We start from the raw sequence: 13253 nt of genomic DNA on the forward strand, positions 1-13253 counted from the left end.
CTTCGTCGCAACGAGTTGAAGGGGAGAACCACATGACCGAGCCGCAGGAGACCGTCGAGACGCGCGGCGACGACCGCGTCGACCTGATCGCCCAGGACGCGAACGGCGACGGCAAGACCGACGTGTGGGTGTCCGACACCGACGGCGACGGCAAGCCGGATCTCTACCAGTTCGACACGGACGGCGACGGCAAGGTCGACATCACGATGGTGGACCTCGACGAGGACGGCACCCCGGACGCCGTCGTCGACGGCGACGGCGGCATCCCGCCCCAGGCTTAGGCGCCGCCGAGGGCGGAGAGCGCCACCCAGAGGACGGCGATCGCGACCACGGTCGTGAGCACGGTCGAGGCCGTGTGCCGCCACGACGGGGGACCCGCGATCGCCTCCGGGTGGTTCAACCGCCGCAGCCGCGCGCGCTCCGAGCGGATCACGGACGACCAGTGGTCGATTCCGGTCGCCGAGGCGCGGCTGAGCTCGACGGCCAACTGCGCCTGGGCGCGCTGCAACCGCCGTACCGCCGGCTTGGCTCTGGCCCCTGCCAGCCGGCGGGCCGAGGCACGCCGGGCGCCCGACCGCAGGGCGGCGAGCTCGCCCGGCGTGATCAGCGAGGGGTCGCCCAGGGTGGCGAGCCGGCCGGCGTAGTAGTCGGCCTCCCGGTCGTGCAGGCGCCGCACGAGCAGCAGCACCAGCAGCAGCGGCGGCAGGCCCTTGAGCAGGATCACGCCGAGCAGCGCGAGCACGCCGTTGCCGAGGCCGTCGCCGAGCAGCGGCGAGTTCCACAGCACGTGCGCGGCCCACGCGCCGAGGAGGGCCAGGGCGGCGCGGAGGGTGTCACGGCGTACGACCAGATAGCCGATGCCCGCACCCGCGAGCGCACCGAAGAGGGTGTGGCTCCAGATGCCGGAGAGGAAGCCGCGCAGCAGGAACGTGGCGATCACCGGCTGGATCTGGTCGCCCTGCCCGGCCAGCGCGACCGCGCCCACCGCGAAGACCACGTCCTCGGCGATCTGGAAGCCGAGGCCCACCATCGCGCCGTAGACGACGCCGTCGAGCACGCTGTTGACCTGGGACCGGGCCACGAGCACGATCGCCACCACGCCGAGGGTCTTGGCGAGCTCCTCGACCGTCGGCCCGGTGATGGCCGCTCCCCAGTCTGCGGCGAGGTGTGGCGAGCCGAGCTTGGCGACCAGGTTCTCCAGCGCCGTGCCGCCCGCGATCGACACGGTCGTGGCCACCAGACCGCCCCACGCGAACGCCACCACGCGCAGCGCCGTCGGCTCGCGCTCGAGGAAGTCGAGCTCCGAGACGAGCAGCCAGAAGGGCACGGCGAGCAGGGCGAAAAGCACGATCGAGGTCAAGGTCGCTCTGGGGTACGAGGTGACGAACTCCCCGGCGAGCTGCGACATCCGCACCGCGCCGACCGCGAGCAGGACCACCACGACCCCGGTCGGCGGGGTGGACATGCGGAGACCGCCGCTCGCCGGCCGCACGACGGAGGCCGTCACTCCCGCTCCCCGTCGTGGCGCAGGGTCCTGGTGCTCGCCTCGATCTGCGGGAGCGTGCGCCCGAGGTCCAGGTCGTTGCCGCTGATGGTCACCTCGATGGTGAGCCCTTCGGCGACGAAGACCGCGTATCGGCCGCCGCGCCCGGGTGCCGTGTAGCCGCCCTGGAGGCCGGAGAGCCCGCCGGCGGTGCTGACCGCGAGCTGGGCGCCGGTCACCTGATAACCGGCCGTGTTGGTGATCCGCTTACGCAGCCGGGACGCGGCCGTCTCGAGGTCGCCGCGAAACGGCCGCACGGCGATCGCGTACCGCACCGGGCCGAGCCGGAACAGCGCCGTCCCCTCGGCGTCTCCGGGCCGGGTCTCGGTGACGTCGACCGTCGCGCCGGCGGGCGGCACCACGCTGACTCCGGCGCCGACCTGGTACGGCTCGTCGGGGCTGACAGCGCGCTGCGACGGCAGCGACCGGTCGAGGGCGGGCAGCCCGAAGGCGAGACCGGCGAGGGTGGCGACGATCCCCAAGGCACCGAGGAGATTCCTCAGCTCACCCCGGGTGATCCGCGCCATGGTCCAACGCTAACGGCGGGTAAGGCGTTGACCACTGTGGAGTCAGGGATATTACGGATTTGTCCGTTCTGGCATGAGGTACCGGGGCGGGACGGCCGCGGTGAGCCACACGCCGTTCTCGCTGCGATGGAAGACATGTCCCTCGGCGGCCATCACGGCCGCGGCCACCCGCAGCACCAGCACGTCGCGGGCGCGCCGCCGGCCCACCACCAGGGCGGTCGGCACGTCCGGCGAGAGGTGCACGTGGTGCCGGCTGCCCGGCAGCAGCCCGTCCCGCAGGATCGACGCGCGGTTGCGGCTCGGCGTGCCGTGGAAGAGCACCTCCGGCGGCGCCGCGGGCGCCAGGCCCAGATCGACCGCGACCCGGCGCGAATGCCCCTGGTTCGCGCGGATCCACTCCGTCCCGTCGGCCCGGCGCTCGACCGCGTACCGCGACTTCTCGTCCCGCGCCACGATCTCGTCGAGCTCGGCGCGGCCGATCGGCAGCACGGCGAGCAGGTCGCCGACCGGCACCCAGCCGTTCGCGTCCAGGATCAGGCCGGCGGACTCCGGCCGGTGCCGCAGCAGGAAGGCGATCCGGCGGCTGATCTCGCTCACCCGGCCAGCTCCATCACCGCGAGGTAATAGGGGCGGTCCTCGTCGTCGATCGCCTTCAGCCGCCACGGCGTGCCCTGGAGCAGCATCTCCAGCTCCTCGGCCGAGCAGTTCAGATAGTCGAACCACTCGGTCGCCAGCCGCCGGTAGCGCAGCCGCAGCCGCAGCTGGCCGCCGAGGCGCCCGCGCTCGCGGTTGCGCTGGTGATAGGCGACGTGCACCGGATCGGTGGTGCCGTAGGGGTCGGTACCCTGCGCGATGATCCGCGCGCCGGGATTGGCGAGCCGGGCCAGGGCCGCGAGGAGGGCCGGCGCGCGCGACGGGCCCTCGAGCAGGCCCAGGTTGTTGCCGAGCAGCAGGAACGTGTCGTATCGGACGCTCGCCCCGGCGAAGGCGTCGACGGTGTTGAGCACGGTGTCGCGCAGGCCGCGGCGGCGCGCGACGTCGATGGCGCCCGGCGAGGTGTCGAGCCCGGTCACCGCCATGCCCCGCCGTTGGAGCTCGATCGCGGTACGCCCGGCGCCCGTGCCCACGTCCAGCACGTGACCGCGGCAGAGGCGCAGGGCCCGGTGGTCGTGCGGCTGCCACTCGGCGGGCTCGCCCAGATAGTGGTCGGCGGGTGCGCCGTTGATCAGGCCGTCGTCCCGCTCGATCACCTCGATCACGGGGCGCGGCACACGGCCGCCCGCGAGGGGGCGCGGCCCGACTCCGGTGCGTACCGCGTACGCGTCCCGGATCATCTCGCCGAAGACGTCGCCGATGGGTGGTTGTTCCATGGTCACTACCCTTGGCGCCCGGCGGCTGCGCGGCAACTCGATTGCGAAAGCACCAGGCCGTGACGTCGGCGGCACACGCTCGTTTGATGATCAAACGGGAGAACGGGGAAACCAGAAGACGAAGAAGGGGCGATCGCCTTCCCCGACGCTCGCCCCTTGCAACGATCTCGCGCGACTAGAGGTCCGTTCAGTCGCCCTGACGCTGCGTGGGAATCTGCCCCTGCAGCAGGGCGCGAACCTCCGACTCCCGGTAACGACGGTGGCCGCCCAGAGTGCGGATCGCACTCAGCTTGCCGGCCTTCGCCCACCGGGTGACGGTCTTCGGGTCGACACGGAACATCGACGCCACCTCTGCCGGCGTTAGTAGCGGCTCAGGATCGTGCGTACGCGATGCCATCGGTCACTCCTCCACAGGTACCTAAAGACATCGGCCGGGGTCCCGCCGGCCGGTGCGTCTCTCATGGTCCGGCTAGTCCCCGATGTCCGACATGGGCCGAACGGACGAACGTCCCCAGATAGACGGATGAAGCATGCCCGATTTTTGCGTGTTTTCTACGCCAGATAGTGTCTCGTTTAGTCCGATTATCACGCTTCGGCTGGCGCTGATCACGAAGAGTATTCGCTTCGGGAGCGTTCCCATGGGCGGTAAAACCTGCCCGTCTGTCCCTATTTCCGCAGCTCAGTTGCAGCGTTCGAGGAGTTGGACCGCTCGCCAGCGATCGACGAGCTTCTCGTAGGCGGCGGAGGCGTCGTCGGCGTCGCCGCGGGACAGCGCGGAGAGCCCGGCCGCCACCAATCCGGGTGAATCGTCCGCCGCGAGGTCGTCATCCGGGAGAAGGTTGACGAGGCCGCCGTAATCAAGTTCGACGATCGAGCGCGGGTGGAACTCCTCCAGCCACCGGGTGCCCTCCTCGACCGCCTCGGTGATCGGGGCGTCGCCGAGCGACTTGCGCAGCACCGCGACGGCACGGTGGGCACGCCGGCGGGCCTTGGAGATCTCGGTGCGGTAGCGCAGGGTGCGCCCCGCGGGAGTCAGCGAGAACTCCCGCTCCTCCAGGTCGACGAAGGCGAACCAGCGCAGCGGCACGCCCCAGGTGGCGACCTGCTCGTGCACCCGCGGCACGCCGTGCTCGAGGACCTTGGCGCCGCTGCGCCAGTCCTCCACGATCGCCTTGGCCAGCCCGGCCAGCACCGGGGGCACGAAGGCGTCGGCCAGCACGCTGGGCACACCGTCGCGGGCGTTCAGGGCCGCCTCGGCGACCCGCAGGCGCAGGTTCCAGGGGCAGACCAGCAGCGAGTCGCCCCACTGGAGCACATAGGCCTCGTCGGGGAGGTCGGGCAACCTGGTCCAACCGGCGCCGAGCGCCTCGAGCACGGCCGTACGCTGCCGCACGGGACCATCGACGGGACCGAGGTCGCGCCCCTCCCGGGCGTAGCGCCGCCAGAAGACCTGGCGCTCGCGATCGAAGGCGGTCAGCGGCTCGTAAACCCGTAGGTACGACGCGAACAGTGACGGCACGGCGCGAGTCTTTCACGAAATCGGCCGAGTGGAACTTCCCGCGCGGACGTAATCGTGGCGGGGGTCGCCCGACTAGGCTCGCGGTGTCCGGCACACCCCCGCCGGGACGATCGGTCCCACGAGGGCCACAACCACAGATCAGGAGAACAGCCATGGGCGTGTTCGACACCGACGGCACCGACGCCACCGGTCACGAACAGGTCGTCTTCTGCCAGGACAGGCAGACCGGCCTCAAGGCGATCATCGGGATCTACTCGACGGCCCTCGGGCCGGCGCTCGGCGGCACCCGGTTCTATCCGTACGAGAGCGAGGAGGCCGCGCTCGCCGACGTGTTGAAGCTCTCCCGCGGCATGGCGTACAAGAACGCCCTCGCCGGCCTCGACCTCGGCGGCGGCAAGGCGGTCATCTGGGGCGACCCGGCCCGGGCCAAGTCCGAGGGTCTGCTCCGCGCCTACGGCCGCTTCGTCGAGTCGCTGCACGGCCGCTACTACACCGCCTGCGACGTCGGCACCTACGTGCCGGACATGGACGTCATCGCCCGCGAGACCCGCTACGTCACCGGGCGCAGCCTCGAGCACGGCGGCGCCGGCGACTCCTCGATCCTGACCGCCTGGGGCGTCTTCCAGGGCATGCGGGCCGCGGCCGAGCACGTCTGGGGCCGTCCCACCCTCGCCGGGCGCACGGTGGGCATCGCGGGCCTCGGCAAGGTCGGCAAGTACCTGGCCGGCCACCTCATCGAGGACGGCGCCGCGGTGATCGCCACGGACGTGAACGAGGCGGCGCTGAGCTGGGCGCGCACCACGTACCCCCAGATCGAGCTCGTGGCGGACGCGCAGGCCCTGATCACCAGCGACCTCGACGTGTACGCGCCCTGCGCGCTGGGCGGCGCGCTGGACGACGACACGGTGCCCGTGCTGCGGGCCAAGGTCGTCACCGGTGCGGCCAACAACCAGCTGGCCCACCCCGGCATCGAGAAGACCCTTGCCGAACGAGGCATCCTCTACACGCCCGACTACCTGGTGAACGCGGGCGGCGTGATCCAGGTGGCCGACGAGATCGAGGGCTTCAACTTCGAGCGGGCCAAGCTGCGCGCCACCGGCATCTTCGAGACGACCCGGCGGATCCTCCAGCTCGCCGACTCCGAGGGCGTGGCGCCGGTGGTGGCCGCCGACCGTCTCGCCGAGCAGCGCATCGCCGAGGTCGGCCGGTTGCGCTCGATCTACCTGTCGTAAGGCTGTACGAACGTAGGACCCCATGACCGGTCGATCCGGTGGAAATGGGAGCGGTTTCGGGCCTGCCGCGCGTTCCGGGGCGGAAAACCGCGACGCGCGGCAGTGTCACAGGCAACCCGAGGTGCCGAACAAGGCATCGCCCATGTACCGTAAGACCCACGAGAGATGCCTGACGTCATCGGGGCCCGCCTTCGGGCTGCCCCGAATTCTGTGCGAGGGGGTCGAGCCATGGGGCGCGGCCGTGCTAAGGCCAAGCAGACGAAGGTGGCCCGGGAGCTGAAGTACCACTCCCCGAACACCGACCTCACCGCCTTGCAGCGCGAACTGGCGGGTGCACGCCAGTCCGACCGTCACTTCGACGACGACAACGATGAGTTCGTCGACGATGACGAGGATGACGCTGAGGACGACCAGGACACCTGGTCGCCTACAAGGCGCTGACCCGTATTGCACAGAGCACGCGGCCGACCGCGTGCTTCCGTGTGTCGTGGTCACCTTCCTACGGTTCAACACTGAAGCCCACGCGGGTGGCACCCCGCGTGGGCTTTGACCGGAGTCGCTGTCAGCGCGGCCGGTTGTTCCAGTTGTAGAACGTGGGGATGTTCTCGAAGTGGTTCCAGGCGCAGACCGCCGAGCCGCCGTCCTCCGACGTGCTCTCCGCGCGCTGCCTGCGAGCCTCCTCCGCCTCCGCGATGAGGGCTGCCAACCCCGCCCGGGTGTCTCGCACCCGTGCCGTCACCGGATCGGCTCCCGCGTCCCTGTCCTCAGACAGCCGTGGGCTCGTGATCTCGGGCATGGTCGAGCACTCCCTCCAATAGGCGCATCTTGCTGTTCCGGCAGTGGTCCGTCTCGGTGGTGTCGAACCGGCCGGTCTCGAAGTAGCGGTTGGCCGCGTGGGCGCCGCCGCAGAAACCGAAGTAGGGACAGCCGGCGCGGCAGGCCTCCACGCCGCGCAGGAACTCGGCGATCCAGGGCGTGCCCTCGGCGCCGGCCAGGATCTCGCCCAGCGGCGTGCTCAGCACGTTGCCGCTGGTGAAGTCGCCGTACCGGGGATCGGAGAAGCCCGCCAGCTCGGGCGAGAGCAGCACCACCGAGCCGTCGTGGGCAATCGTCGGTATCGGGTCGAGCCGGCGCGGCAGCAGCTCGTCCGCGGTGCCGTCGAGCACCGCCGCCACGTAGCGCAGCGACCACTCGACCTCGCGCAGGTGGATGCGCGGATCGCGGCGCCAGGCGGCGACCAGCTCGGCCCAGAAGGCGGTCACCTCGGCGGCGTCGTGCCCGTTCGCGCGGGTGTTGACGCCCTCCAGCTCCTCGACGTTGATGCCGAGCACGTCGCAGCCCAGCCCGAGGAAGTAGTCGTAGAGCTCGGCGGCCACGCCCGGTCGCGGGTCGCTGACCACGCACAGTGCCGAGAACGGGATGTCGTGGCGGCGCAGGGCCTCGACGCCCTTGAGGATCCGGTCGTACGCCGGCCGGCCGCCCCGGGTCACCCGCTGGTCGTTGCGCGCCGCCGGCCCGTCCACGCTGACGCTGACCCGCATCTGGTGCTCGGCGAAGAACGCGCACCACGCGTCGTCGATCAGCGTCGCGTTGGTCTGCACGTGGTGTTCCACGCCCGGGCCGAACGGGGCGAGCAGCGCGCCCAGATGCTCACGGCCCGCGGCCAGCGGCTCGCCGCCGTGCCACACCACCGAGAATCGCCCGTCCGCCGCCCACGGCTCGATCGCCGCGGCCACCGCGCCGGCCACCTCGACCGGCATGCGCTTGTCCGCCGCCCGGAACGGCAGGTAACAGTAGGAGCAGTCGAGATTGCAGAGGGTGGTCGGCTGCATGACGACGTAGGTGGGCACGGGCGCGACGCCGCGCATGCCGCTCCAGCTTTCCGCCACGATCTTCCGCACCCCCGTCCCTGACGCCTCGGAGAAACTCACGTCAGGCTAGGCCCCGCAGTCCACCCCGAACGCGAAAGATCCGCATGTGCCCGACATCGACACACGCGGATCATTTCACGTTTGTCCCGGCTTTTCGGCCTCAGCCGCGGGTGTACTGCCCCATCATCTGCACCTCGCCGGTGCCCTCGATGACCTCGCCGACCTGCCAGGCCTCGACGCCGCGACCGGTCAGGTAGGCCATGGCACGGTCGGCGTCGTCGGCGGAGACGACCGCGAACATGCCCACGCCCATGTTGAACGTGGCCTCCATCTCGTGGTCCTCGATGCGGCCCTTGGCCTGGATGAGGTCGAAGATCGGCTGCGGGCGCCAGGTCGAGCGGTCGACGACAGCGTCGACGTGCTCGGGAAGCACGCGCACCAGGTTGCCCGGGATGCCGCCGCCGGTGACGTGGGAGAACGCGCGGACGTCGGTCTCCTCGATGAGGCCGAGGCAGTCCTTGGCGTAGATCTTGGTGGGGGTCAGCAGCTCCTCGCCCAGGGTGCGCTGGGTGCCGAAGTCGTCGACCACCGAGTCGAGCCGCATGCGACCGGCGCCGAGCAGCACGTGGCGCACGAGCGAGTAGCCGTTGGAGTGCAGACCGGACGAGCGCATCGCGATGACGGCATCGCCGACCTCGACCCGCTCGCGGCCGAGGATCTCGCTCTCCTCCACCACGCCGACGCCGGTGGCCGACACGTCGTACTCGTCGGGGCGCAGCACGCCCGGGTGCTCGGCGGTCTCGCCGCCGAGCAGGGCGCAGCCCGCGTAGCGGCAGCCGTCGGCGATGCCGGCGCCGATCTCGGCGACCTTGTCCGGCACGACCTCGCCGCAGGCGATGTAGTCGAGCAGGAACAGCGGCTCGGCGCCGCAGGCGACCAGATCGTCGACGACCATGGCGACCAGGTCGATGCCGATCGTGTCGTGGATGTCGAGCTGCTGGGCGATCACCAGCTTGGTGCCGACGCCGTCGGTCGACGAGGCCAGGATCGGGCTCTTGTACTTCTGGGTGTTGAGCCGGAACAGGCCGGAGAACCCGCCCAGGTCACCGATCACCTCGGGCCGGGTCGTCTTTTTGACCTTGGACTTGAGCAGCTCGACCGCGCGGTCGCCGGCCTCGATCGAGACGCCGGCGTCCGCGTAGGTGGCCGTGCGCTTGCGTGCGCCTCCGCGCCCGGCACCAGCCGTCCACGGCTGGTTGGATCCGGCACTGTTGCGCTCGGACACGTGCGTCACGGTTCTCCCCTTAGAGCTGCTTGTTGCATCGAAGTCACTGGTGGTGCGCGGCGACGGCTTCGTATTCCGTCTCGAGCTCGGCGACCGCCGCGGTGGCCGCCTCGTCGGTCGCGGCGGGCATCGACGCCCGCTTGCCGACACCCTCGAGCAGATGCTTGCCGATCAGGTTGCCGGCCGGGAGCTCGATCGGGTACTCGCCGTCGAAGCACGCCATGCAGAGGCGGGACTTCGGCTGCTCGGTCGCCTGCACCAGGCCGTCCAGGGAAACATAGCCCAGGGAGTCGGCGCCGATCGAGCGACGGATGCCATCGATCTCGAGGCCGTTCGCGACGAGCTCGGCGCGGGTGGCGAAGTCGATGCCGTAGAAGCACGGCCACTTCACCGGCGGCGACGAGATGCGGACGTGCACCTCGAGCGCGCCGGCCTCGCGCAGCATGCGCACCAGCGCCCGCTGGGTGTTGCCGCGGACGATCGAGTCGTCGACCACCACGAGGCGCTTGCCCCGCACGACCTCGCGCAGCGGGTTGAGCTTGAGCCGGATGCCGAGCTGGCGGATGGTCTGCGACGGCTGGATGAAGGTGCGGCCCACGTATGCGTTCTTGGTCAGGCCGGCGCTGTACGGGATGCCGGAGGCCTCGGCGTAGCCGATCGCGGCCGGGGTGCCCGACTCGGGCACCGGGATGACCAGGTCGGCCTCGACCGGGTGCTCCTTGGCGAGCCGCCGGCCGATCTCGACGCGGGCCGAATACATGTTGCGGCCGGCGATCGTGGTGTCGGGGCGGGCCAGGTAGACGTATTCGAAGAGGCAGCCCTTGGGCTCCGGCGCGGCGAACCGGGTGGAGCGCAGGCCGTGCTCGTCGACCGCGAGCATCTCGCCGGGCTCGACCTCGCGCACGAAGCTCGCGCCGACGATGTCGAGGGCGGCGGTCTCGCTGGCGATCACCCAGCCGCGCTCCATGCGGCCGAGCACCAGCGGGCGCACGCCCTGGGGGTCGCGAGCCGCGTAGAGCGTGCTCTCGTCCATGAAGACGAAGCTGAACGCGCCCCGGAGGGTGGGCAGCACCTCGAGCGCGGCGGCCTCGACCGACAGGTCGGGGCGGCTGGCGAGGAGCGTGGTCACCAGGGCGGTGTCGGAGGTGGCACTGTCGGCCTCGAGGCCCCGCTCGGCGACCTCGCGGGCCAGCTCGGCGGTGTTGACCAGGTTGCCGTTGTGCGCCAGCGCGATGGTCGTGCCGGCGGTGGTGGCGCGGATCGTGGGCTGCGCGTTCTCCCAGTTGGAGCCGCCGGTGGTCGAGTAGCGCGTGTGGCCGATCGCGAGGTGGCCGCGGAGGCTCGCCAGCGTCGGCTCGTCGAAGACCTGCGACACGAGGCCCAGATCCTTGTAGACCACCACACCGGAGCCGTCACTCACAGCGATGCCGGCGGCCTCCTGGCCGCGGTGCTGAAGAGCGAAGAGCCCGAAGTAGGTGAGTTTGGCGACCTCTTCCTCGGGGGCCCAGACGCCGAAGACGCCGCAGGCATCCTGGGGGCCGCGCTCCTGGGGGTCGAGATCGTCGGTCAACCGGCCGTCGCCTCGGGGCACCTGTCGCTCCCTCATGCTGATCTGCTCGAACGTGAGTGGGGTCCACCGCTCCGCTCCCGACCGCCCAGTGTACGCGAGCGAGCGGGCCACGGCTCGGGCTGTCAATCGGCAACCGCGCCGGTCAACGGAAGGTATTCGCTGAGGTCCGTTCGGTTACCGCTGGCGCGCAGCCTCCCGTCACGCAGCGCATCCGCCCAGCTCACACGCTGCGTGGCGACGAGCACCCAGGTGACCGGATCGGCTTCGACCACATTGGGGGGTGTCCCCCGGGTGTGCCTAGGACCCGCAACACACTGAATCGCACCGAAAGGCGGAATTCGCACCTCCACCGATCGGCCAGGCGCACGGCGGGACAACTCGGTCAGCAGCGCTCGCACAGCGTCACGCAGCACCGATCTCTCGGGTTCGGCGCCGCGCTCCAGCGCGTCCAACGCTCGGATGACGGACTCGGATTTATTGTGCGCAGGGGACACGTCGGGACGATACGACCCGTCCCGTCGAGATTGGTACGCGGCCCTGGGTCGCGCGATGGACGTGTGACAAGGCATAGTGGCCGACGGTGTTTTAGTCGCGGGATGTAACCGGCACCTGAAGAGAAGCCGGGAGACCGTGCGACCGGAAGGCGGTGGATGGTGACGACGCACCTACGAGGCCGGGCGATCCAGGCCGGTGCGTTACTGGCTGTGGTCGCGGGCGGGCTCTTCGCGGCCCCGGCGGCGGCGCTGGCTGACCCACCCGACGTGGAGATCACCAATCTGCAGACCGAGGTGCTGACGGGCGGTCAGCTTAGCCTGCAGTACCAGGTCAGTGCGCCCGAGGCCGAGGACAACCCCGGCGAGGGCGGCGGGCAGGGCCAGCAGCAGCGCGTGACGATCTCGTACAGGGTCTCCGGCATGAGCTGCTCGGGTGACTGCTCGGGCCTGACGCAGGTCGACGCGGGCAACAGCAAGCAGTTCAACGCCACCCTGACCGCGCCGAACGTGAGCCCCGGCGACACCCGCTCGGTGCAGGTCCGCGTGACCGCATCGATCGGCGCGGAGACCGACAGCGCCAACGCGACGATCACGGTCAAGGGCCAGGACAAGCCGCAGGCGGTCACCAAGGTCTCCGGCAAGGTCAAGGACCAGGACGGCAAGAGCGTCTCCGGTGCCACGGTCGGCATGCGCGACAGCAACGGCACCACGTTCGAGACGACCTCCAGCGGCACCGGCTCCTACACGTTCAGCTCGACGGACAGCAAGCCGATCGCGCCCGGGACCCTGACGATCGGCGCGGCCAAGGCGGGCTTCAAGGCCGCCACGGTCTCGATCCAGGGCTCCGCCGACGGCAGCGTGACCAAGAACCTGATCCTCGAGTCGACAGTGACCGAGAGCCCGTCCGCGTCGGCCTCGCCCTCGGCGTCCGCGTCGCTCAGCCCGGCCCCGACCGCGGAGGAGTCCGCGGCCGAGGAGGAGCCGGCGACCACGGAGACCACGACCGAGGAGGGCGCGGCCACCAACGCCGCCGCCAGCGAGGACAGTGGCAGCTCCTGGCTCTACATCATCATCGGCATCCTGCTCGTCGCCGCCGGCATCGGCGCGATCGTGCTGGTCTGGATGCGCCGCAAGAACAACCCGCCCGACGGTGGCGACGACGACCCGACGAGCATGTCGCCGTCCGGCGGCGCCGTCCCGCCGAGCCAGGGCCGCTTCAACGACGCGACCCGGGTGGCCGCGCCGGTCGGCGGCGGGCGCAACGACGCGACGATGATCGCGCCGGCGCCCACCATGGGCGGCATGGGTGACGCGCCCACCGTGCTCCAGCGCCCGGTGCCCGCGGCCGACGACGAGTTCCCCGACCCCTACGGCGCGCCGATCCCGCCGCAGGGCAGCTACAACGGCAACTGGGACAACCAGGGCGGCACCCAGCAGTACGGCGGGGGCACCCAGCAGTACGGCGCCGCCGCGCAGCAGCCCGACAGCGGCTACGGGTCGTACAGCGAGCCGACCGGCTTCTACCGCCCCGAGGACGACCAGGGCTACGGCGGCTACGACCAGGGCGGCTACGGCCGGCAGGGCGGCTACGACCAGGGCGGCCAGCAGCAGTACGGCCAGCAGGGCGGCTGGGACGAGCACGACAACGGCGGCTACGGCCAGCAGGGCGGCTACGACCAGGGCGGCCAGCAGCAGTACGGCCAGCAGGGCGGCTGGGACGACCAGGACAACGGCGGCTACGGCCCGCAGGGCGGCCAGCAGCAGTACGGCGGCCACACCCAGCAGTACAACGGCGGCTACGACCAGGACGACTACGACCAGCGCGGTCAGCGCCGCTACTGA

At 70.9% G+C, this 13253-nt stretch carries 15 protein-coding genes; 4 read left to right on the forward strand and 11 right to left on the reverse strand.

The genetic code is table 11. The features are described from left to right. The first annotated feature begins 32 nt into the window (after positions 1-32). The gene (locus tag Ade02nite_RS37205; protein WP_203774047.1) at positions 33-281 is read left to right on the forward strand and encodes a hypothetical protein; all 249 of its coding nucleotides are present in this window, start codon (positions 33-35) and stop codon (positions 279-281) included. Here the strand turns inward: Ade02nite_RS37205 and Ade02nite_RS37210 are convergent. The 6 genes from Ade02nite_RS37210 to Ade02nite_RS37235 form a co-directional block, all read right to left on the reverse strand. Further along, entirely contained in the window at positions 278-1507 is a 1230-nt protein-coding gene (locus Ade02nite_RS37210; protein ID WP_239169327.1) for a PrsW family intramembrane metalloprotease, read from the reverse strand. The two genes, Ade02nite_RS37205 and Ade02nite_RS37210, sit on opposite strands and share 4 nt — an antisense overlap. Then, a complete protein-coding gene (locus Ade02nite_RS37215; protein ID WP_203774049.1) occupies positions 1504-2070 on the reverse strand; it encodes an HlyD family secretion protein in 567 nt (188 codons plus the stop codon). The genes Ade02nite_RS37210 and Ade02nite_RS37215 overlap by 4 nt, the downstream gene beginning before the upstream one ends. A 51-nt stretch (positions 2071-2121) precedes the next feature. Then, positions 2122-2667: an RNA 2'-phosphotransferase gene (locus Ade02nite_RS37220; protein WP_239169328.1), complete on the reverse strand. Its 546-nt coding sequence runs from the start codon at positions 2665-2667 to the stop codon at positions 2122-2124. Then, complete coding sequence (locus tag Ade02nite_RS37225; protein WP_203774051.1) at positions 2664-3440, reverse strand: class I SAM-dependent methyltransferase; 777 nt, start codon at positions 3438-3440, stop codon at positions 2664-2666. Before Ade02nite_RS37225 ends, Ade02nite_RS37220 begins: the two co-directional genes overlap by 4 nt. Before the next feature lie 187 nt (positions 3441-3627). Beyond that, entirely contained in the window at positions 3628-3837 is a 210-nt protein-coding gene (locus Ade02nite_RS37230) for a BldC family transcriptional regulator (protein ID WP_014687221.1), read from the reverse strand. Positions 3838-4119: 282 nt separating this feature from the next. Further along, complete coding sequence (locus Ade02nite_RS37235) at positions 4120-4959, reverse strand: DUF8083 family protein (RefSeq protein WP_203774053.1); 840 nt, start codon at positions 4957-4959, stop codon at positions 4120-4122. 152 nt (positions 4960-5111) lie between these two features. Between Ade02nite_RS37235 and Ade02nite_RS37240 the strand changes: the two genes are divergently transcribed. After that, positions 5112-6191, forward strand: coding sequence for a Glu/Leu/Phe/Val family dehydrogenase (locus tag Ade02nite_RS37240; RefSeq protein WP_203774055.1), 1080 nt, complete (start codon positions 5112-5114; stop codon positions 6189-6191). Between the two features lie 228 nt (positions 6192-6419). After that, positions 6420-6632 carry a DUF3073 domain-containing protein gene (locus Ade02nite_RS37245; RefSeq protein ID WP_203774057.1) on the forward strand — a complete coding sequence of 71 codons (213 nt, stop codon included), beginning with the start codon at positions 6420-6422 and terminating at the stop codon, positions 6630-6632. A 121-nt stretch (positions 6633-6753) separates the two neighbouring features. On the opposite strand, the gene amcA is transcribed toward Ade02nite_RS37245, so the two are convergent. The 5 genes from amcA to Ade02nite_RS37270 form a co-directional block, all read right to left on the reverse strand. Next, positions 6754-6987: a multiple cyclophane-containing RiPP AmcA gene (gene amcA / locus Ade02nite_RS37250; RefSeq protein WP_203774059.1), complete on the reverse strand. Its 234-nt coding sequence runs from the start codon at positions 6985-6987 to the stop codon at positions 6754-6756. After that, the gene (amcB, locus tag Ade02nite_RS37255) at positions 6956-8059 is read right to left on the reverse strand and encodes a cyclophane-forming radical SAM peptide maturase AmcB (RefSeq protein WP_203774099.1); all 1104 of its coding nucleotides are present in this window, start codon (positions 8057-8059) and stop codon (positions 6956-6958) included. The genes amcA and amcB overlap by 32 nt, the downstream gene beginning before the upstream one ends. A 163-nt stretch (positions 8060-8222) precedes the next feature. After that, a complete protein-coding gene (gene purM / locus Ade02nite_RS37260) occupies positions 8223-9356 on the reverse strand; it encodes a phosphoribosylformylglycinamidine cyclo-ligase (protein ID WP_203774061.1) in 1134 nt (377 codons plus the stop codon). Positions 9357-9390: 34 nt separating this feature from the next. After that, on the reverse strand, positions 9391-10938 hold the full coding sequence (gene purF, locus Ade02nite_RS37265) for an amidophosphoribosyltransferase (protein ID WP_203774117.1): 1548 nt from the start codon (positions 10936-10938) through the stop codon (positions 9391-9393). Positions 10939-11039: 101 nt separating this feature from the next. Then, the gene (locus tag Ade02nite_RS37270) at positions 11040-11411 is read right to left on the reverse strand and encodes a sterol carrier family protein (RefSeq protein WP_239169329.1); all 372 of its coding nucleotides are present in this window, start codon (positions 11409-11411) and stop codon (positions 11040-11042) included. A gap of 156 nt (positions 11412-11567) precedes the next feature. On the opposite strand from Ade02nite_RS37270, the gene Ade02nite_RS37275 reads away from it, so the two are divergent. Continuing rightward, entirely contained in the window at positions 11568-13253 is a 1686-nt protein-coding gene (locus Ade02nite_RS37275; RefSeq protein WP_203774065.1) for a carboxypeptidase-like regulatory domain-containing protein, read from the forward strand.

This window comes from Paractinoplanes deccanensis (assembly GCF_016862115.1).
In the GTDB taxonomy this organism is placed as follows: Bacteria; Actinomycetota; Actinomycetes; order Mycobacteriales; family Micromonosporaceae; genus Actinoplanes; species Actinoplanes deccanensis.